The organism is Chlorobaculum thiosulfatiphilum, from assembly GCF_006265165.1.
GTDB lineage: Bacteria > Bacteroidota > Chlorobiia > Chlorobiales > Chlorobiaceae > Chlorobaculum > Chlorobaculum thiosulfatiphilum.
Map to the genome: position 1 here is coordinate 275,509 of NZ_VDCH01000001.1, position 20,676 is coordinate 296,184.

A 20,676-nucleotide genomic window follows, 5' to 3' on the forward strand; every position below is an offset into this window, starting at 1 on the left:
CCTCTCCTCCATCGAAATCCAAATCGCTATCGAAATCGTCTTTTCTTCTCTCCCTTGACGTGGCTTCCGTAGGAGCGCATGGCATGAGCCCCTACGGAAGCCATACCCCAGGCTGCTGGACTCTGGTTAAATAGTAATCGCGACACTGCTTAACAGAAGGCTTCAACGGCACAGCTCTCTCGCATCTGTCACCCGAGTTGTAGCGTCTGAATCGAGGACAGGTACAACTCTGAATCCATACTGATTCTCCAACTTTACCCACTGAGGTTTTGTGAGCGCTCCATTACTGACTATCACCGCTTTTTCAAGCACTGTTGAAGTACCTGGGTATGACTTGAATGCTTCCACAATCTGACGATATTCAGGACGATTGCCTCGGACATAAGCGATCTGCTTGAATGCGTGCTCAATATCAGTCCCTTTCAGCTCCACCAGAATAACGCACTTTTTCGAGGAGCCCTTTTTCCAGAGAAACAGGCCCTCGCATTTCGTGGTTTTCTTGTCCCTGAAAACGCAGCCATCCAGAACCAGTGCGACCCCTTCTTCCTCACTTTTGAGAGTCAACCGGATTTTCTTCCCATTTTCTTGAAATGCCAATTTACCATCGCATAAACAATGAGGAACCACCCTTTCTTTACAAACGCAACGTTCATAACCAGCTACTGATATTGTCATTGAATCTCTCCCAACTCGATATCGCGCATCCGATCAAAAAGCATTGTCAATTGGTTAAATGGCTCGATCAGGCGATCATCCAGAAGACCGAGTTCGGTATCCATCAACGGCTCGACGCCTTCCGTTCCTCGCATGAAATATGCCGACGTATCTGCGGGATCGAGCGGAACAAGCTGCCTAATCTCTTCGCTTTCAATTGACAGGTTTCTGATCTGGTGACGTTTGAGATTGTTGTTTGCCGATTCTATGATATAAGGAGAGTGGGTTGTAACAATGAACTGGGTGTTCGGAAAGGTCTTCAGCAAGTCCCCGATGACCCGCTGTTGCCATGACGGGTGCAGATGAAGGTCGATTTCATCAATCATCACAACAGCTTCAGCAGCAAGAGGATCATCGAGGTGGGGATTGGCCATAGCCATACGTCGGCTCAGATCGATCACGACCGCAAGCAAGGTCTTGTAACCATCACTTAACTGCATAATATCAAGCAATTCATCCCCTTGCCTGACCACAAACCGCAAAGGATTGACTTCAATATGAGGTTCAGAAATATCCGGAAACATTCCGGCAATAGCCCGCCGCACAGTGTCGAGTTCTTTAAGGGTCACCTCAAAACTCTGCTCAGCCTGTTTATGACGAAATTCTTCATTTTCCTTGTTGTAAAACCAGATAAATGCCGATTTGAACGAAACGTGAGCCTCAAGGGCTCCCTGAAGCGCTTCAAGACGTTGGTGCGTTTTGGGAAAACCCTTTCTTGTGTATGGTGGATTAAGTAATGCCCGACTCACTCCGTAGAAAGCAAAAACCGGCAACAGAAACTTTTCGTCTCTGTTGATCGGGTCGATCATTTCACCATCGACATATCGGTGAAGCTCTCGAACACCGCAGCCATCTGACGGCAACAACCGTGCAGTGTTTCTGCTTTTGTCCCGCTTTTGCATACGATCCCATTTCAATCCCTGAACAGTTTCAATTGAGATTCGACAATAGGGCGCTTTTTTGTTCTCGAACTGACGAATTTCCTCGCCTGTTTTACTGAAAGCGCGACCGCTCACTTCAGGCAAATGAGTAAGAACGGATCCAAGAGTTATCGACAGCCCCTCCATGACAGAGGTCTTTCCGGAACCATTAGCACCACTTAACAATGTCAGACGACGTCCGAGATCAAGCTGAGCCTCTTCGATAATCCGAAAATTTTCAAGCCTTATGCTTTTAAGTATCATGAACGGGTTATTTTGAAAAAGAAAACGATATGATTAAGGAATATGTGAAACTTGAAGAAAAGTACCATATCAATAGCTATCCCTGTTGTATCCAGCTTCATTGTTTCACCCCCTCTTCAGCCACGCCAAGCGCTGCTCCTCCGGCAAGCGCTCGATAGCGTAGCGTAGCATCGTGCGCGGCATAACCGTAGCATACCGGTCGAGGAAGGCTTCGAGCAGCGGTTGGTCGCGCTTGCCGACTTCTCGGAGCATCCAGCCGGTGGCTTTGTGGAGCAGCGATTCGGGGTCGCCGAGCAGGCGTTCGGCCAGGGCGATGGTGTCAGCGAAGTCGTTGCTGCGGATGAAGTGGAAGGTCGAGACGATGGCGATGCGCCGCTCCCAGAGGTTGGGCGATTCAGCGAAGCGGTAAAGAAGCGAGCGGTCGCGGGAGTGGAGGTGGCGACCGACGATGTGCGGGCAGGTGACATCGACCAGGTCCCAGTTGTTGATGCGGTTGGTTCGTGAACAGTAGAAATCGTACAGCACTTCCCGGCCCGCTTCGTCCGACGCGCGGTAGCGCTCGATGAGCAGAAGCAGCGCGAGCATCCGGTCTTCGTGCCACGGCGAGTCGAGCAGCCCTGAGATCGTCTCGATGCCCGTGTGCCGGAACTCGCGGCAGAGCTTGCGAAGCACCGGCACACGGACGCCGCGAAACCGGTCGCCTTCGCCATACTCGCCGGGGCCGGTCTTGAAAAAGCCCCGGAGAATCTCCGCCGTCGCCTCATCGGCGAGGGATTCGAGGCGGGTGCGGATGGTGGCGATCATGGTGTTTTGCGTTATTTGCAAAGAATAGGTCGCATGGGACGAATGGGTCTTATGGGACACATGGGAGGAAAAAATAACTGGCAATGTCCCGAAAAGGCGAACACGCAGGTTCACCCCCACGAAACCGTTTCATTCCCCGTCCGCGCTGTCCACGCCTCCCTCACGCCAGCTCGGCAAGCTCCGACCAGCGTTCCATGTCTTTATTGAGCTTTTCCTGAATTTTGTGCAGTTCGTCGCCCAATCTTTGCACGGCTTCGAAGTCGGAACCGGCGGCGGCGAGTTCTGCGTTTATCGCTTCCTGCCGCTCTTCGGCTTCGGCGATGGCTACTTCGAGCTGCTCCAGTTCGCGCTTCTCGTTGCTGTTGAGCTTGCGCTGTTTCGGCGATGATGCCGGCTTTGATGCCGTTGGCGCAGGTTTTGCGACGGCTGGTGCTGGCTTTTTCTTCGCGGCTTGCTCTTCGGCGGCGGTTGCGGCCTTGATGTCGAGATAGACGCTGTAGTTGCCGGGGTAGCGCCGCACGATGCCGCCCTCCTCGAAGGCGAAAATGTGCTCGACGGTGCGGTCGAGGAAGTAGCGGTCGTGGCTCACCACCACCAGGCAGCCGGGGAAGGTGTCGAGGTAGTCTTCGAGCACACGCAGGGTCGGGATGTCGAGGTCGTTGGTCGGCTCGTCGAGCAAGAGCACGTTCGGCGCTCCGATGAGCTGGCGCAAAAGATAGAGCCGCCGCCGTTCGCCGCCGGAGAGGTTGCCGATGGGGTTGTACTGCGCGGACGGGGCGAACAGGAAACGTTCGAGCATTTTGGCGGCGGAGACCAGCGTACCGTCCTTCGTTTTGATCTGCTCGGCCTCCTCCTTGATGTACTCGATCACCCGCTTGGAGTCGTCGAGGTGGCGGCTCTCCTGGTCGTAGTAGCCGATCCTGACCGTCGGGCCGACTTCGATGCGCCCGCTGTCGGGCTTGACGCGCCCGGCGATCATTTCGAGCAGCGTAGTTTTGCCGGAGCCGTTCGGGCCGATGATGCCGATGCGGTCGCCCTTTTCGAGCAGGTAATCGAACGAGCGGAGCAGCGTTTTGGAGTCGTAGGACTTCGACACGTCGTGGAACTCGACGATCTTGTTACCGAGCCGCTCCGCGCCGAAGCCGATCTCCATCTCCTGCTGCTTCTCCTTCCTGGGAGCATAGACCAGCGTTTCGGCTCGCTGCAACCGCGCCTTCTGCTTGGTGGTGCGAGCCTTCGCGCCGGTGCGCATCCATTCGAGTTCCTGCTTGGCGAGGGCGTTGCGCTTGCGCTCGTCGCGAACGGCCTGCTCCTCCTCTGCCGATTTCTGCACCAGGTAGCTGGCGTAGCCGCCGGTGTAGGTCAGCGCCGTGTGGCCGTCAAGCTCGATCATGCGGGTGGCGACGCGGTCGAGAAAGTAGCGGTCGTGCGTAATCAGGATTACCGCACCGGCGTAGCGGCGGATGTAGTTTTCGAGCCACTCGACGCTGTCGGCATCGAGGTGGTTAGTCGGCTCGTCGAGAATCAGCGCGTCACTCGGCACCACCAGGGCGTGGGCGAGCGCCACGCGCTTGCGCTGGCCGCCGGAGAGTTCGCCCATCCTGGCCGTCAGGTCGTTCAGGCCGAGCTTGCCGAGCACCGACTTGGCGTTCGACTCCAGGTCCCACGCGCCGCTCACATCGAGTTCGTGCGACAGATGCGTCATCTTCTCGATGAGCTCCGTCTGATCGCCCTCCGCATGTTCGAGAGCCTGCAACGTGAGTTCATACTCGCAGATCAGCGCCATCACCTTGTCGCCTGACTTGAGCACCGCTTCGAGCACGGTGTCATCAGCGTCGTACGGCGAATCCTGCGGCAGATAGGAGATGCGCTTTTCGCGCGAAATCATCACCCGCCCGGTATCGGGCGTCTCGCTCCCGGCCAGAATTTTCATCAGCGTACTCTTGCCGCTGCCGTTCGCGCCGATGATGCCAACCTTGTCGCGGTCATCGATGCCGAACGACACCTCCTCGAACAGTGTTTTCAATCCATACGTCTTGCCAATCCCCTCAACCGTCAGAAGCACCATGCCGAATCCTGTTTATCGCTGAAAAAGCTGAAATATAGCCTATTACCGCCGGAACCCGCACCCCTCACACCTCGAAATCGAAATCGTAAAAACAGCTCACTGGAAAAAGATGGCCGGAACATCATATCGATAACCAGATCAAGCGGGCTGGAACCGTGCCCCATTGCTGAAAACTGACAGAACTATAAGCAGTTGCGCTCGATTTCGATGACGATTTTCAATCTGGATAAAAAAAGCCCCGCGCGAAACGAGGCATTCGGGAGTGATTTTCACAGCCGGGCTTACCTGCCTTCATGCTCGCCGGTGGGTTCCAGTTCGCTGGTGCCGACCATGCCGATTTTGCTGTTGTCGTTCAGGAAGAGATAGAGCGGTTTTTCCTCGCGCAAAATCGTCATCACGTCGTTGAACCTGCTCAGCGGAAAGTGAATCGACGGCTCCGGATAGCTCACGTTGGCCGGAACGTCGGCGCCATCCTTGAAAAAGATGATTCTCCCCACATACGCGCATTCTTTATAGACATAGATAAGCGCTTCGTAGGGCTGGCCGCTGCAATACCAGAGTTTGTACGAGTCGAAATCAACCTGGATGGATGCCATAGCAATCCTCCTTTTTCGTTGAATGCTGAAGTCTAAAAATACGACAAGAGACTCACATAGTTATGAAATATACATTAAAATAGTACTCTAAATTTTTCACATTATACTTTAATTCCGGCAAGGCGCAAGCCAGAGGGGAACCGCAAGCACGAAACAGTTACGGCAAATTACAGACAGCGACAGGCGTAATACCGGCCGCATCAGTATTCTGAAGCGTGGTTTATGTATGGCAATGCGACAGGATTGCTCAATTGAAGATGAATCGCGCTCGGGACGAGCTTTAGCAGGAGAGAAGAATCATTTCTGGGAAATTTGCGTCTTATCCACTGAGATAACTCGTTCAAAAAGGACAATCGAAGTGTTTTCAACATATTATTTTTGCGCCTCTCAATGCACAAGTTCCATCATTGATGCTACAACAGAAATGCGAGGCTCACAAGATAACGACGAAATTATGGCGTCTTACCTGCCCGGAGAACAGAATACCAAAGAAGTTGCAACCAGCGAACATATACACCAACAGATAAGGCAAAGACACCATCTATACCATCATATTTTTCATCAGTCGCGCCATCTCAACCTATTGAAATGAAGGCAAAGAAATAATTGATCTGCTATACAGAATATAGATATTCACAAAATCATTTCCTGAAATAATCGTAGTGCGAATCATATCTGAAATATTCCATAATAACAGGAAAGACAGTATACACGAATCAGTTACAATCCAGCGATCCACGCAAAACAGAAACATCGCATATTTACGTCTGAACACAAAACCAGGAGTGGAGCCTGAAGTTCTCAGCAAACAATCTCCTTTGACCGGGATTGTGCAAAAGCACGAGTTTCATCCAAAAAAAGATAACCCGTTTGAAACGCATGTTCCAGACAAAACAAGCGACCGCTTCCCGAAAATGGAAAAAGCTCAAAAACAGGAAATAATCCCCTGAACGAGAACAAGGAACACGGCAAAATTATCAGAAAACTGAAGATCGATACCGACTGCCTCAAAAGGAAAATCCCTTATAAGACCTTTATATGAAAGGGTTTGCATAATCACAAAAGAACATCCGAACATCAGCGCCCGTCGGCAGTGCGATCTGATGACGATTCACCGTTCAAGCTTCTATCACCAGCCGGGCATGAACTAAAAATACCGAATCTGAAACACGCATGGACAGTATATCCTGAAGCCTTGTACGGCATGTACCGTATGCGGGAATGGATGCACCAGGCATCAGGAACATTACCTGAACCGCCGATGATGGAACTGAGCTCTGAAAAGACTTCGAGAAAGGCTCGACAAAAACAACGCCAAACAACGTCAAAAATCGCTCATATGTGCGATCAACGAAACGATTTACCATACAAAATAAACATCATACTCCAGTGGGCGCTTTAACGACCTCAAGCCCTTTAGACAAGTGTACTGCAAGTGGCGATTGCTTTACATATACCACCGCTGTCACCGTCAGAATCAATGAAAACAGATAGAGCCAGATTGTAATGAAATGCTTTTTCATGAGATCATATGTTTTAGTTAATCGGAACGGAAGAAGCTATAAAAAAATCCATATAACAGCAACACCGGAACGCTTATTAACAATTGTTAAATAATAAATAAATGCAACTTTTCAAAAAATTTTTTGAGCAACCATAAAACACCAATCAGCTTATTTAAAGAATATATATTATTACAATAAGCATCAGGCCCTTCACACACTCAAACTCAATACAGAAAATCCTGCGTAAAAAGTATATCCAGTTATCACTCATGACCCTGGAAGTGGCCTGATATTTCGATACTGCGCGGCAAGCAGTCGCCAGGCCGTAACCTGCTGAAAAATCCATTGCTGATACTTTTCAATTCTGAGGTATTTTGAATACCATTATTGAATGCACTTCGCCGGACAATTCCGGCCCCACCAAACGGCGCTACGGCTCCGGAAAATCTTGCACAACGCGATGGCAACATTCGAAGAAACGCTCGCCTGGACCGAAACTCCCCTTCCCGAAGCGCTGAAAAACCTCAAGGGTGATGAGCAGGAGGCGCTCGTCCGTTACGTCAAAACGGTGGTTGACTCCAAAACCGATGGCTTCGACGAGCTTTACCGCGCCATCGGCTCGATCGTCCGGTTCATTCCGCACTTCATCGTCATTCCGCTCATGGTCGAGCACATCGTCCCGCAGATTTCGGCTGGCGTCTGCCGGACAATGGGCGTTGACCAGGCGGTCAACTACGCCAACGATTTGCCGCTTGAATACTTCAGCGAGGTCTCGCGCCATCTGGACAACGACCTCATGGCTCGCATCCTCGAAAAAATGAAGCGCAACCAGGCCGAGAAGGTAATTCTCTTCGAGCTGCTGCACCACCGCTCGCACATGCTCGGCATCGCCGAACACCTCGACCGGAAAATGCTCGAATTCGTGGCCAAAAACCTCGACACCAACGGCTTCTCCGAGAGTGATCCGGAGCTGGCGGCGCACAAGGTGCTGATTGAAAAAATACGCGATCTGCGCTAAGCAAAAATAGCGGAGAAAATAACCGTCAACCGATAAACCTTTTGAGTGATATTCCTGGTTTAGTTTTTTCACTGATTGATGAAAGATTTTCCAGGTGACAGCGTCGCATTGTATGAAAATGGCGGAATTCGACGTCCCTGCACTTTGAGACCATCCTGATTCCGGCCATTGAAACTGTCTGTGACGCTAAAATCAAACTGTGACGTTAAACTCAAAGAACCGACCCATGAAAAAATCACTCTTTCTGGCCGGCGCCGGTGTTGCGGGACTGCTGCTCTGCACAACGCCCCCAAACGATGCCAATGCTGAAGTCAATCTGAACATCAACCTTGGCGGACCTCTTTATGTCGATGACTACGGCCCTGATTTCATCTACCTCGACGATTACGGCTTCGCCGTCTCCTATGGCTGGGACTACGACGTCGTTCGTTATGGCGATTTTTACTTCATCTACCGCGACGGCGGATGGTTCCGCTCACGGTACTCGCGTGGTCCGTGGGCTCCGGTGAGATACCTGAGCCTGCCCTACCAGATCAGAAGACACCGTTGGGATGACATCAGGAGACGCCGCGACCGCGAATACCGGCGTCACGACAGGACTTACTGGGACAGGCACTTCAGGGAGCAGAGAATTCGCGACAACCGTGACAGACCCGACAGAAGGCCAGATGGCAGACCGGACTTCAGGCCGGGTGACCGACCCGGCGGCAGACCCGATGGACGGCCCGATGGTAGGCCGGACTTCAGACCGGGTGACAGGCCCGGCGGCAGACCCGATGGACGGCCCGACGGCAGACCCGATGGACGGCCCGACGGTAGGCCCGATGGCAGACCAGACTTCAGGCCTGGTGACAAACCCGGCGGCAGGCCCGATGGACGGCCCGACGGTAGGCCCGATGGCAGACCAGACTTCAGGCCTGGTGACAAACCCGGCGGCAGGCCAGACGGCAGACCGGACTTCAGACCTGGTGACCGACCCGATGGACGGCCCGACGGTAGGCCGGATGGCAGACCCGACGGCAGGCGTGACGGCGACAGAAAGGATAGAGATGGCAAGCCTGACGATAACAGAAATGACAGAGACGGCAGGCCTGATGGAAGACCTGACGGCAGACCGTAAAACGTAAAAGCTCTAAACGAGGCTGTCTCGGGATCAAACCTGAGACAGCCTTTTTGTACTCCAAACGAACCTGAAGAAGCGCTGAATTCCGTCAGACAAGAAGAAGGCTGCTTCATACCCCTCCATCTTGCCTATATCTATATTTCAGGTTGTCACCGATGACTGCACGTCAAAATCACGTTGACGAATAAAGACGCCCTCACGATCCGGATGCCGGGCAAGTTCTGCCTCCTGCCGATAGCAACGCCCTCGTCATTACGTTCATTATGTTGTGATTACACGTATTACTTCACGGAGGAAATTTCTTTCAGATCGTCGATTCGGGCATTGGGCGAATAACTCCGGCAGACACAAGATAGAATCGCTCGATTTTTTATGGAATTAAACGTGATTAACAATAGTTCATAAATGCCCGTTTGTTACATTTGTGACATTTGTAAGCTCTTTATATTCTAAAGAGAAGTCGCCGTTGTAGTAAGTCCGTAGCCTCGGCACTACGGTAATTTCGTCGATAATGGAACTCATGGCAGAAAAAAACCCGATTATTACAGCAAGCATCGAGAACGAAGAAGCCGTCAGCCGCCTCGAAGCCGAGAATGCCGAGCTGAAAAAAGAGCTGAACCGGCTCTCCCTGGTTGTGGAAGGCACGAAAGCCGGATACTGGGACTGGAACATCCAGACCGGCCTCGTTACCATCAACAGAGCCTGGGCTGAAATGATCGGCTACACCCCGGAAGAGCTTGGGCAGGTTACAATCGCCACCTGGGAAAACCTCAGCCATCCAGAAGACCTGCGCGAAGCGACCGTTCGCATCGAAAGCCACTTTCGCGGCGAAACCGATTTTTATGAAGCTGAAGTGCGGATGCGGCACAAAAATGGGCATTGGGTCTGGATTCTCGACCGCGGCAAGGTGTTCGAGCGTGACGCCGAGGGCAAGCCGCTTCGCATGGCAGGCTCGCATCAGGAGATCACGAAACGCAAACATGTCGAGGAGAAGCTTCAGCAAGAGCGAAATCTCTTTCTGGAAGGGCCGGTCACGGTGTTCCGGTGGCTGAACAGCAAAGGCTATCCAGCCGAATATGTCTCACCGAACGTCATCATGCTGACGGGATATTCGCCCGCCGACTTCACCTCGGGAATCATAGCGTATAACGATATTGTCCACCCGGACGATCTCGACAAGGTTCTGAATGAAGTGACACGCTACTCCTCAGAACCGGCCCGGACTTCTTTCGAACAGGAGTACCGGATCACCCGCAAAGATGGCCAGGTCGCCTGGATTTACGACTTCACGACCATCATCAGGAATATCGAGGGCGGCATTACCAGCTTTGAAGGCTATGTGCTCGACAACACCATACGAAAGCAGTCAGAACAGGAAGTTGCCTACAACCGAAGGTTCGAGCATCTGATTTCAACGCTGGCCAACCAGTTCATCAGCGCCTCGGCAGAGCAGATCGACGCCATGATCGACAAGGCGTTGCAGGCCATCGGAGAGTTCGTGCATGCCGATCGGAGCTATATTTTTCAGTACTACGACAATCAAAAACTCATGGACAACACCCATGAGTGGTGCGCCCAAGACATCGAACCGCAGATCGATATTTTGCAGCACCTTCCGACCGCCGAGTTCGAATGGTCAACGAAAAAAATCACCGCTGGCGAGGTCATTATCGTACCGAAGGTTTCGGAGCTGCCGGACGAAGCCGCCACGGAGCGGGAGATTCTCGAACAGCAGGATATACAATCCCTGATTCTCATTCCGCTCGTATCGGGCAACGTGCCGTTCGGCTACATCGGCTTCGACGCCGTGCGTGAAGAGCGGCAATGGCCGTCGAATTCAGCCTCGATCCTGGCGCTGGCCGGTGGCATCATCGCCAACGCGCTGCAACGCCAGCAGGTCGAACACCTCATCCAGAGCGAACTCGATCTCGCGTTGAAGCTGAGTGCGTCGAACTCATTCGAAGAGACCATTCAGCACTGCCTCCAGACCGCGATGGAGATTTCGGAAATGGATAGCGGCGCCGTTTATCTGCTCGATGAGAGCGAAAACAGCCTGAATCTTTTCCACTGGGTGGGTCTTTCGGAGGCGCTTCTCGGCGAGATGACCCAATTCACGTACGATACTCCGGAGTACCAGCTTACGACCTCTGGCAAAGCCGTGTACAGCGACGAAAACCCCGCCGTCAGTGACCGGCTAACATACCTTCTGCAAAATGAAGAGCTGAAGTGCTTCGCGATACTGCCGGTTTTCAGCAAAAACCGCCCCGTCGCCACCTTCAATATCGGCTCGCATACGCTCGATCATGTACCGGAGTATGCGCGCAAAGCCCTTGAGACCGTGACGTCGCATATGGGCGCGGCCATCATGCAGGCGCGGCACGAAGAACAGGTCGGCACGGTGAACCGGAATCTCGAAACGCTGTTCGAGTCCATCGACGATATGCTCTTCATTCTCGCCGAGGACGGCTCCATCTTGCACGCCAACTCCGCGACGGTGAGCGCCCTCGGTTATTCGCTCGATGAACTGCGCACGATGAACGTGCTCGAAGTCCATCCGCCAAAGCTTCGCGAACAGGCGCAAAAAAGAGTCGAAAAGATGCTTGCCGGCACTGACACCCTCTGCAATATTCCCCTTTTCATGAAATCGGGCGAGACGATCCCGGTGGAAACGAAGATCACGCACGGCGTCTGGGACGGAAAACCGGTACTCTTCGGCATCACCCGCAATGTTTCCGAGCGCGTCAAAAGCCAGGCCGCGCTGGTCGAAAGCGAGCGGAAGTTCCGCGAGCTGACCGAATACCTTCCCTTCCCGCTCTTCGAAACAGACCTGCAGGGCATCGTCAACTACATCAACCTTTCGGGAATAGAGTTTTTCGATGTTTCTCCGGAAGAGGTCGAAGAGGGAATTTCAGCCTTCAGCTTCTGCTGGCCGGAAAATCTCGAACTGGCCGTGGCCAACCAGCAGAAAATCTTCTATCCGGGCTACATCCCCAAAGGAAACGAATATACCATTGTGATGCGGGATGGGCGCAGAATGCCGTTGCTGCTGTACAATACGCCTATACGAAAAGAGGGAAAATTTGCCGGGATGCGCACCACGGTGGTCGATCTCACCGAGCTGAAACAGGCCGAAGCCGCCCTGCACGAAAGCGCCCTGCAGAAACGGGTCAGCGAAGAGTTCAAGGCCATCATCAACAATATTCCCGGCCTCGTTTTTCACTTGTCGAAAGACAAGAGCGCCAGATTACTGTCGAGTGGCATACAGCCCTGGTCGCAAGCCCTGATTCAGGCGAACAATCTGGAGTCACTCGACGATGCCATTGCATTCGTCCATCCTGAAGACCGCCAGCTTGTTGCCGATGCCTTCAAAAAACTTCACGACAGCCAGACTTCGATAACGATCATGTTCAGGATTCCGGTTCCAGGCGATGAGGTCAAATGGGTCGAAAACCGCAGCACCTCCGTCTTTTCGGATGATGGCCGTTTTTCAGGCATTGACGGCATCCTCTTTGACGTGACCGACAGGGTGCAGGCGCAGGAGGAAAATCAACAGCTCCAGACAAACCTGCAAAAAATACAGCGGCTCGAAACCATCGGCACGCTCGCGGGCGGAATCGCTCACGATTTCAACAACATTCTCTCCCCCATCCTTGGCTATGCGGAGATGGGCGTCGTCATGATGCCCGAAGAGAGCAAGGCGCACGAGTTCTTCAAGCAGATCATGCTGGCCAGCGAGCGAGCGCAGAATCTGGTTTCACAGATTCTGACCTTCAGCCGGTCGGAAGAGCCGGAGCCGGTCGTGGTCAACGTGCAGTCCATCGTCGAAGAGGCCATGAAACTGCTGCGCCCCACGATTCCCGTAACCATCTCCATCCAGACACGGTTCAGAGAGTGCGGCAACGTACTGGCCGATCCGACGCAACTCCATCAGGTCATCGTCAATCTCTGCACCAACGCCTTCCAGGCGATGATGGAATCGGGCGGGCAAATCACCATCGAGCTTGCCGAAATGAGGCTGGACAGCGAGTTTCATAAACAACATCCGAACCTGAAGGCCGATCGCTACGCGCAGCTCAGCGTCACCGATACCGGGCACGGCATGGATGAGGAGACAATGGAACGGATATTCGAGCCGTTCTTCACGACCAAGCCGGTCAACAAGGGTACCGGACTCGGACTGTCAGTAGTTCACGGTATCGTCACCAGCCTCGGCGGCGATATAACGGTCGAGAGTACGCCCGGCAAAGGCAGCGCCTTCCGGATATTTCTTCCCGTGATCGATGAAGAATCAGTAACGAGGCAAACCAATCTCACGCCATTGGAAAAGCAGAACGAAACACGGGTGCTTTTTGTCGATGACGAGCTGGCCGCCGCGGAGGTCATGCGCGTCATGATGGGTCATCTCGGATTCAATATCATCACCCTGAATTCGCCCATCGAGGCGCTTGCCGAGTTCCGCAAGGATCCGGACGCCTTCGACCTGGTGATCACCGACCTCACCATGCCGGAGATGACCGGCATCGAGCTGGCGCGAAATCTGCATGAGCTGAATCCGCAACTCAGGATGATTCTGATGACCGGCTATGGCAAAAACATCGACAACCCCGCCGCGCTCAGCCGTTACGGCTTGCGCAAACTGCTCAAAAAACCGGTAAGGCTCAACAAGCTCGCCGAGGCGATCCGGGAGGTCATGAGCGGCTCGGCGCATCTGTAACGGTGGAGGATCGGCCGCCGGGCGCGGCGCTGATTTTTGATAGCGATGCACTCAGGGCGTTGCGTACGCCGAGGGAGGGTTCGGGCGGAAATTCAGACAATGACGATCGGCTCGGCAAAAGAGTAGCCGACGCCGTGGATGGTTTTCAGCGGAATCCGGATTTCGAGTTCATCTTTTTTGCGCCGCAGCCGGTGAATCAGCGCATCGAGCGCCTTGTTGCCGAGTTCGTCGTTCTCGTAGGCAAGGGCCTGCAAAAGCGCCTGCCGCTCCACGACCTCACTGGCCGACGCGGCCAGTTTTTCCAAAAGATCGAACTCCTTCGAGGTCAGCGAAACCTTGCGTCCCTGCGGCGCGAGCAGGCAGCACTCCTGACGCAGCAATGACCAGCCGACGGGTTCATTCGCTCTCGCCGGTTGGCGCTCGACCGGTTGCCGCTGTTCCTGGCCCTCCAGCTCCGCATCGGCATTGATGCGTCCAAGAAGACTTTGAATCGTAGCCACCAGTTCGGCGAAATCGATCGGCTTGACCAGGTAGATGTCGGCTCCGGAGCGATAGGCGCTGATCTTGCTGTCCAGCGAGGCCTGCGCGGTGAGCATCACGATGCGCGTATCGGTGTTCTTGCGGATAAACTCCGCCAGCACCAGGCCATTCTGGTCGGGCAAGCCAATGTCGAGCACCGCAATCTGATACGGCTGCCTTGTCATGCTGTTGTAAAACTCAAGCGCAGAGGAGACCCCGGTGACGTCGATTCCGGCAAGCGAGAGATACTCCACCATGCTTTCGCGAAAATCACGGTCATCCTCGACAACGATAATCTTGTAATGATCAGCCATGTTACAGTCGGTTATGGATAACGTTGCCGGATAATTAACTCAAACTTTGTTCCCGGCCAAAGGCAAAGTGACCACCGCTTCGACGCCCGACCCGGTTCCACGGAGCGTCACCGAGCCGTGATGGTGCTCGATAATATCCTTGACGAGCCACAGGCCAATGCCCGCTCCGCCCGTGTTGGCCGCATTGCTGCCGCGCCGGTACTTTTCGAACAACTCGCCGGTCTCGGTGCTGGAAATGCTTTTGCCCTCGTTCCGGATGGTGATGATCACCTCGCCGTTTTCAACGCGGCACTCCAGTTCGATCGGCGACTCCGCCGGGGAGTATTTCCTGGCATTGTCGAGCAGATTGAAAATCGCCATGCCAAACTGCCCCTGCTCGCCAATGATTTCGGCTCCATCGAGCTGGCCTGCATAGCGAATCACTCTTTCCGGCCACATGGAGCGGAAGGCTTCGAGCTGCGACAGAATCGTCGGCTCGACCTGAACGTTGGTCACGACCAGACCTTCGCTCGACTCCCGGAGGCGGCTCTCCTGAATCGAAACCTCCATCACCTCCACCAGCCGGTCGATCGCCTGCTTGATTTTGTCGATTTCGCGCTGCTGCGAGTAATCTCCGCCTTTGTGCTTGAGCACGATAAGATCGAGGTTGCCGCGAATGATCGCCAAGGGCGTACGGTATTCGTGCGAAATCATGCTGAGAAAACGGTTCAGGCGCTCCACCTCCTCCTGCAACAGCTCCGTTCGTTCGGCCACGGCTCGCTCGAGCTGGTTGATGCTCGCCTGCTGAAGCTCCTGAACGGTAATATCGCTCATCATGAGCAGCATGTTGCTCTGGCCGGCGATGGTGATCGATTCGGCGGAAAAGAGCACGGTAATCGTCTTGCCCTCGCGGTTTCGCAGTTCGAGCTGCCGGTTCGAAACCCGCCCATGCTCCCGGAGATCGTGAATGATATGGTAGTGATCTCCGGTATTGAGGTACATGCCGAGATCGCCAAGCTTTTTGCCGATCACCTCGTCTTTCGAATAACCGAACAGCCTGAGCCAGGAGGCGTTGACATCGAACAGCGCCCCGCCCCGGTTGTCTCCAATGCCAATGGCGACCGGCGAAAACTCAAAGATGTTCCGGAATTTCTGCTCGCTCTCCTTGAGCAGAAGCTCGGCCTGCTTGCGGACGGTAATATCCTGAACGATGCCGGAAAGATAATAGGTTCGGGTGCTCGTGTCGTAGTTGAACGTGCCGAATACCCAGATCCATCGCAACCGCTTGTCGGCCGTGCGTATCTTGCACTCGAAGGTATGGTTCAGGTGCGTTTTGCAACATTGCCTGATCTTTTCCCTGATCGTTTCGCGCTCCTCCGGAACGACATGGTCGAGAAACGCCTCCAGCGACCACTCTGCATCGACCGAATCGTAGCCGAAAATACGCGCATACTGAAGCGTACGCTGCGCCTTCAAGTCCCGGAGATCGATCGTCCAGACGCCAATATCGCCCTGCTCGATCACCAGATTGAGCTGCTTCTGGCTTTTGCGCCGCTCCTCTTCGGCCCGTTTGCGATCGGTAACATCCATGATCATTCCGAGATAGCTACCGGGCAGTTTATCGGTCGATTGCAACGGCACGCCCCGGCACATCAGCCAGTGAACGGAGCCGTCGGGATGGCAGACGCGGTACTCGGCGCTGAAATCCACCCGCCGCTTCGAGGCCGACGTGATGGTCTGGAACGTCCGGTCGCGATCTTCGGGATGGACGTTGATTCCGAAAAGTTTGTGCGACGAAATGCTGCCTTGCGATTCAAGGCCGTACAGCTTCCATATCTGGTCGGACCAGAAGAGTCGGTCGGTCTGAACATCCCACTCCCAGATGCCCGCTCCGGTGACTTCGAGAGCAAAATTGAATCTGAACTTGCTTTCGCTGAGCCTGATTTCAGCAATTTTTCTGTCGGTAATATCGATCACCGTTCCGATGTAACTCACGCGCTTGCCATACCCGTCTGGCCTTGGTTTGCCGCGCGACATGAGCCAGTGGATGGAACCATCCTCGTGAATCGTGCGGTATTCGATATTCAGCTCGCGCTGCTGCCGGGCGGCGGCAGTGGCCCCCCAGATGGCCATCTCCCGGTCATCGGGATGAATCGAGTCCGTCCAGAGGCTGAAGGAGGGCTTGAGGCCCTCGTTCCGACAGAGGCCGTGCAATGGCCACATCTCGTCATCCCATGTATTTTCATTGGTTTCCAGATTCCACTCCCAAACGCCAGCGCGCGCCGCTTCGAGAGCGTAACCATACACGCTTTTGCTTTCGAGAAGCTCCTGCTCCAGCAGCTTCCGCCCGGTAATATCGATGACGGTGCCAAGATAGCGGTCATAACCGCCATCCTCGTTCCAGACCGGCATCCCCCTCGACATGAACCATCGTACCGATCCGTCTGCGTGGCATATCCGGTACTCCACGTTCATTTCGGTTCCGGCGCTGATAGCCTGCGCAGCGCTCTCCATCGCGTTATGGCGATCATCGGGATGAAGCACTTTCTCCCAGAGCGCGAAGGTGAGCGACTCCCGGCTCCTGTCGAGACCAAAGAGCGTCCACATGGTATCGGACCAGAAAAGCGCGCCATTCTTCAAATCCTTTTCCCAGATGCCTGCTCGCGCAGCTTTAAGGGCTTGCTCCATCATCACTCGGCTCTGGCTCAGCTCTTCCTCAAGCTGCTTGCGTTCGGTAACATCGATAATGGTGCCGAAATAACGATCCGGCCCGCCATTGGCGCGGCATACCGGTTTGCCTCTCATCATGATCCAGCGAACTGAACCGTCAGGCTGAGCGACCCGGAACTCGATATCGAGAGCGCATTCTGTGTCGAGCGGCTCGGAGATCAAGCGGGAAATTCTTTCACGGTCATCCGGATGGATCGACTCCCTGAAACGGTCGATGCAATGACTCTGGTGTTTTTTTTCAATACCGAATATCGACCAGACCTCGCCAAAGCAGTCGAATTCACCGGTCTTCGGCTCCCATTCCCAGATTCCCGCGCGAGCGCTATCCAGCGCCTGCGTGATGTTTTCCTTCTGGAGGCTCAGGCTTTCCTCGCTTCGCTCTCTTGGCCGCGCAATATCCTGAAGCGAGACAAACAGGCTCGTTATCGCGCCTGTTGCCGAGCGAACCGGATTCAGCGTCACCTTCCAGGCAAGATTGCCATCTTCGAACACGCCACCCTTGCCGGACAGGAGCACCGAAGCGCACTGCGTTTCAAGAACTCCGGCCAATGGCGACAGGCGGCAATCCTCGACAAACAAGCCGTATATATTTTGACCGATACACACATCTGGCGTTTTCCCGATACACGAAGCAAAGAGCGAGTTGACAGCAAGACTCCGGCCATCCGGATGGATGATAAAAGCTGGTGTTTGCAGTGATTCGAGTAAGGAAAAAACGGTTGGCAGCTCGTTTTCTTCCGCCTGATGTTTCTTGCTGGTGGTTATCGGCATCGGAAAAGATCGGATTGTGCGCCTTGGAGAAAGTATAGAGAAAATATTCTGTGTTCGTGCTTGCGAGCAGCTCTCAAAACCGGTTGCGCGATCCGATGGCTGCGTTGCGTGGTGCTCGAAATCCTCATGTACGCCGTGTACGCTCCGGTTTGCGCGATCCAGCAACCATGCACTCGAAGCGCTCATGACACTTTTCAGAGGCGTCATTACGCTGAAAACCGTTGTCCGGTTCATTCGGAAATGTATTCCGGAATAAAGAGCCACGACGTATGCAACCGGGGAATTAGCTGTTTTGAAACCAAAGTTACATTTTTTCATGAAAAACGCAGAAAAGACAAACGCACGAGTAGCGAATACTATCACTTCTATCATGTTTAAAAGTTTTTCAAGCACCGTATATTACGCCTTATTACGTCAATATCTATTACTCTGACCATCAAGAGTATCAACATCATCGAACGCCGGACGCCTTGCCGCTTGTCATTCCGAACGAAGTGAAGAATATGGAACTCTTTGTTGTTCAATAAGATAGATTCTCCATTGCGCGTCCATTCATTCAGAATGACAGAGCCTTCTGCTGCATCTCTTGGCGATTTATTGTTGCCGGAGTAATAAAATCAGTTCAATGAAGAGAAACGACTCGGGTTGAACCTGAAAAGTGGTGCTTAAAAGAACTTCTAAAAAATGTCATACGAAACCGAGTGCATGGCGGAAAAAGCGCAGAAACCGAAGTGTACCGGAGTGGCTGAGAATTTCGATTACCGCGCAACGCAGCCATCGGAACGCGCAATAAGTGTTTAGAGGCATCCTCCAGGCAAAGCATCGTGAAAATACCCAGTGCAGTAAACATCACAATAACTAATATTTCTACAATATCTTACATGGCTTTGAATTCCTGTTCCGACCCGATCCGACGCCCTCCGGCCAGGAATGACAAGCAAAACAGCCAGCATTGAAGAGTCATAACGCACTTTATTTCAGCTTCTCAAACAAGAATGCCGACGTCACACACGTGCGGCCTCGCTCCTGAATTAAAATATATTAGCGCGCCGTTACCCATTAATCCTTCGGCAGCATTGAATGAACTGTATATCGCCGTCAAATCTATTCAGGATTTCTCCCTGAATAGGGCCTTCAAAGGCTTGATAAATAAAAAGTTAGCGGTTATATATTTTCTTCTCTTTTGCCCTTGCCCCTTCTTCTTGATAGAGTAAATATCAATATTTTATCAATATATATAGAAGTGTATTTATAGTATTTTACAGTATTTTTCCTATAATAACCCGCCGATATTCCTTATATTTCTTGCATTTATTATAATTTTTCTTAAATTCATTCAAGTACTTACAGAGAAAAATAAAGTAAAGGGTGATGCATTTTCAGAGCAAAACGGCAATCTCAAGAGCGTAACAACAGAAAACCTGCAACCAAAACCCCGTTAACTCAAATCAAACGTCAGACAAATATTGCGCCGTAGTAACGCCGTAAAGTGTTCCGAGTTATCAATAAATCAGATACTGTCGCATAATTTAGCTGCTTTGCCATCACAACAAAACGGAGATTATTATGATACCGTATCAAAATATCAACCTTTTGTCACCAATTGTCTCTTTTGATTATGGCGATGACTGGATTTGTCTTGAGTGGTTTAGCGGTGAAATGCGAACTTTTCGATATAATGAAGCAGGAAAACGTCATGTCGATCAAATGATAAAATGCGCAAAAAAGGGAAAAGGACTCTCTACATATATAGAAAAAAACAGGCGCAACTTTGAGCCAGATAAAAAAAACAAAAAGAGGTTCCTTTTTTTTAGAAATAAAGGTTTCTGAAACCAAAACAGCTAATTTGGAAACAAATTATAAAATGAGGAACTCAGACGCACGGGCATCTAAATGCATTACATTGTTGAGAACAATATCGCAACAATATTTATTGATGCTTATACTGGGTAACCTGAATAATTTTTTCAAATTCTCTGAAAAATCTTTTCTCACCGGTTATTCAAGAGCCTTGTAAATCATTATTTATTATAAATACAACATCATCCCTTGAAGACTATGAGAAACAATTTGTTTTCAATCATAAAAAAGGAAATCGTTGCAGATAACGATTCGCGCCCGTCAAGTCCGCAGGCAAACGGTCAAACGCCAACCCCTGATCTTGTAAAAGTCAAGAATGGTATAAAATACTTTGAAGACAAAAACTCGACTAAAAATCACATCAACACATCAACAAACACCATGAACCTAATTGCGAAAGGTGCGGCTATAGAAGGGACCCTCATGATTGAAGGCGATCTGAAAGTCGAGGGAAAAGTTGTCGGAGACATCGTCGCTCTCGGCAACATAATGCTCGAAGATGGCGGTCTTATCGAAGGCAACATCAAAGCAAACGCCCTGATCGTGAGTGGAGTTTTCAAGGGCAACGCCGAAGTTTCGGGCGAGTGTCTTGTATCCTCAACAGGAAGCGTTGATGGCGATCTCGTTATCAATATTTTAAATGTCAATGCGGGAGCTCAGGTTTCGGGCAACATAAGCATGTACGAACCTCAGGTTGCCGAATCTTCTCCGGTAAAATTAAACAATAAAGCCCGGTTGGCTGTATCCAATTAATAAAGCTCGAACCTGATTCTATAC

General features: G+C 52.3%; 15 protein-coding genes. 7 read left to right on the forward strand and 8 right to left on the reverse strand.

The annotated features are described in order from the left end of the window. Window positions 1–162 precede the first annotated feature (162 nt). From FGF66_RS01240 to FGF66_RS01260, 5 genes are all read right to left on the reverse strand, one after another. On the reverse strand, window positions 163–675 hold the full coding sequence (locus FGF66_RS01240) for a hypothetical protein (protein ID WP_211341961.1): 513 nt from the start codon (window positions 673–675) through the stop codon (window positions 163–165). Then, window positions 672–1,898, reverse strand: coding sequence for an AAA family ATPase (locus FGF66_RS01245; protein ID WP_139455874.1), 1,227 nt, complete (start codon window positions 1,896–1,898; stop codon window positions 672–674). The genes FGF66_RS01240 and FGF66_RS01245 overlap by 4 nt, the downstream gene beginning before the upstream one ends. Window positions 1,899–2,003: 105 nt before the next feature. Beyond that, complete coding sequence (locus FGF66_RS01250) at window positions 2,004–2,702, reverse strand: DNA alkylation repair protein (RefSeq protein ID WP_139455875.1); 699 nt, start codon at window positions 2,700–2,702, stop codon at window positions 2,004–2,006. 160 nt (window positions 2,703–2,862) lie between these two features. Beyond that, the gene (locus tag FGF66_RS01255) at window positions 2,863–4,770 is read right to left on the reverse strand and encodes an ABC-F family ATP-binding cassette domain-containing protein (protein ID WP_139455876.1); all 1,908 of its coding nucleotides are present in this window, start codon (window positions 4,768–4,770) and stop codon (window positions 2,863–2,865) included. 281 nt (window positions 4,771–5,051) lie between these two features. Then, window positions 5,052–5,366 (reverse strand): hypothetical protein, encoded by a 315-nt coding sequence (locus FGF66_RS01260; RefSeq protein ID WP_139455877.1) that lies wholly within the window; start codon window positions 5,364–5,366, stop codon window positions 5,052–5,054. Window positions 5,367–5,592: 226 nt separating this feature from the next. Between FGF66_RS01260 and FGF66_RS01265 the strand changes: the two genes are divergently transcribed. After that, on the forward strand, window positions 5,593–5,958 hold the full coding sequence (locus FGF66_RS01265; RefSeq protein ID WP_139455878.1) for a hypothetical protein: 366 nt from the start codon (window positions 5,593–5,595) through the stop codon (window positions 5,956–5,958). A gap of 193 nt (window positions 5,959–6,151) precedes the next feature. Continuing rightward, entirely contained in the window at window positions 6,152–6,316 is a 165-nt protein-coding gene (locus FGF66_RS12495) for a hypothetical protein (RefSeq protein WP_170181135.1), read from the forward strand. A gap of 429 nt (window positions 6,317–6,745) precedes the next feature. Here the strand turns inward: FGF66_RS12495 and FGF66_RS12500 are convergent, their stop codons facing one another. Continuing rightward, window positions 6,746–6,889: a hypothetical protein gene (locus FGF66_RS12500; protein WP_170181136.1), complete on the reverse strand. Its 144-nt coding sequence runs from the start codon at window positions 6,887–6,889 to the stop codon at window positions 6,746–6,748. Between the two features lie 442 nt (window positions 6,890–7,331). On the opposite strand from FGF66_RS12500, the gene FGF66_RS01270 reads away from it, so the two are divergent. From FGF66_RS01270 to FGF66_RS01280, 3 genes are all read left to right on the forward strand, one after another. Beyond that, entirely contained in the window at window positions 7,332–7,889 is a 558-nt protein-coding gene (locus FGF66_RS01270) for a hypothetical protein (RefSeq protein ID WP_139455879.1), read from the forward strand. A 226-nt stretch (window positions 7,890–8,115) separates the two neighbouring features. After that, on the forward strand, window positions 8,116–9,009 hold the full coding sequence (locus FGF66_RS01275; RefSeq protein WP_170181137.1) for a hypothetical protein: 894 nt from the start codon (window positions 8,116–8,118) through the stop codon (window positions 9,007–9,009). A gap of 523 nt (window positions 9,010–9,532) precedes the next feature. Beyond that, window positions 9,533–13,726 carry a PAS domain S-box protein gene (locus FGF66_RS01280; RefSeq protein ID WP_139455880.1) on the forward strand — a complete coding sequence of 1,398 codons (4,194 nt, stop codon included), beginning with the start codon at window positions 9,533–9,535 and terminating at the stop codon, window positions 13,724–13,726. 92 nt (window positions 13,727–13,818) lie between these two features. Here the strand turns inward: FGF66_RS01280 and FGF66_RS01285 are convergent, their stop codons facing one another. Next, on the reverse strand, window positions 13,819–14,559 hold the full coding sequence (locus FGF66_RS01285) for a response regulator transcription factor (RefSeq protein WP_139455881.1): 741 nt from the start codon (window positions 14,557–14,559) through the stop codon (window positions 13,819–13,821). A 39-nt stretch (window positions 14,560–14,598) separates the two neighbouring features. Next, window positions 14,599–18,411, reverse strand: a complete 3,813-nt coding sequence (locus tag FGF66_RS01290; protein WP_139455882.1) for a PAS domain-containing sensor histidine kinase — start codon at window positions 18,409–18,411, stop codon at window positions 14,599–14,601. A 1,194-nt stretch (window positions 18,412–19,605) separates the two neighbouring features. Here FGF66_RS01290 and FGF66_RS01295 point away from each other — a divergent pair. Further along, window positions 19,606–19,869 (forward strand): hypothetical protein, encoded by a 264-nt coding sequence (locus FGF66_RS01295; protein ID WP_139455883.1) that lies wholly within the window; start codon window positions 19,606–19,608, stop codon window positions 19,867–19,869. A 228-nt stretch (window positions 19,870–20,097) separates the two neighbouring features. Continuing rightward, a complete protein-coding gene (locus FGF66_RS01300; protein ID WP_139455884.1) occupies window positions 20,098–20,652 on the forward strand; it encodes a bactofilin family protein in 555 nt (184 codons plus the stop codon). Window positions 20,653–20,676: the final 24 nt, after the last annotated feature.

What these genes read in the sequence shown, in the direction of transcription:
- FGF66_RS01240 (WP_211341961.1), bottom strand. Translation starts at nt 675, where the DNA reads ATGACAATATCAGTAGCTGGTTATGAACGTTGCGTTTGTAAAGAAAGG.
- FGF66_RS01245 (WP_139455874.1), bottom strand. Translation starts at nt 1,898, where the DNA reads ATGATACTTAAAAGCATAAGGCTTGAAAATTTTCGGATTATCGAAGAG.
- FGF66_RS01250 (WP_139455875.1), bottom strand. Translation starts at nt 2,702, where the DNA reads ATGATCGCCACCATCCGCACCCGCCTCGAATCCCTCGCCGATGAGGCG.
- FGF66_RS01255 (WP_139455876.1), bottom strand. Translation starts at nt 4,770, where the DNA reads ATGGTGCTTCTGACGGTTGAGGGGATTGGCAAGACGTATGGATTGAAA.
- FGF66_RS01260 (WP_139455877.1), bottom strand. Translation starts at nt 5,366, where the DNA reads ATGGCATCCATCCAGGTTGATTTCGACTCGTACAAACTCTGGTATTGC.
- FGF66_RS01265 (WP_139455878.1), top strand. Translation starts at nt 5,593, where the DNA reads ATGGCAATGCGACAGGATTGCTCAATTGAAGATGAATCGCGCTCGGGA.
- FGF66_RS12500 (WP_170181136.1), bottom strand. Translation starts at nt 6,889, where the DNA reads ATGAAAAAGCATTTCATTACAATCTGGCTCTATCTGTTTTCATTGATT.
- FGF66_RS01270 (WP_139455879.1), top strand. Translation starts at nt 7,332, where the DNA reads ATGGCAACATTCGAAGAAACGCTCGCCTGGACCGAAACTCCCCTTCCC.
- FGF66_RS01275 (WP_170181137.1), top strand. Translation starts at nt 8,116, where the DNA reads ATGAAAAAATCACTCTTTCTGGCCGGCGCCGGTGTTGCGGGACTGCTG.
- FGF66_RS01280 (WP_139455880.1), top strand. Translation starts at nt 9,533, where the DNA reads ATGGCAGAAAAAAACCCGATTATTACAGCAAGCATCGAGAACGAAGAA.
- FGF66_RS01285 (WP_139455881.1), bottom strand. Translation starts at nt 14,559, where the DNA reads ATGGCTGATCATTACAAGATTATCGTTGTCGAGGATGACCGTGATTTT.
- FGF66_RS01290 (WP_139455882.1), bottom strand. Translation starts at nt 18,411, where the DNA reads ATGATAGAAGTGATAGTATTCGCTACTCGTGCGTTTGTCTTTTCTGCG.
- FGF66_RS01295 (WP_139455883.1), top strand. Translation starts at nt 19,606, where the DNA reads ATGATACCGTATCAAAATATCAACCTTTTGTCACCAATTGTCTCTTTT.
- FGF66_RS01300 (WP_139455884.1), top strand. Translation starts at nt 20,098, where the DNA reads ATGAGAAACAATTTGTTTTCAATCATAAAAAAGGAAATCGTTGCAGAT.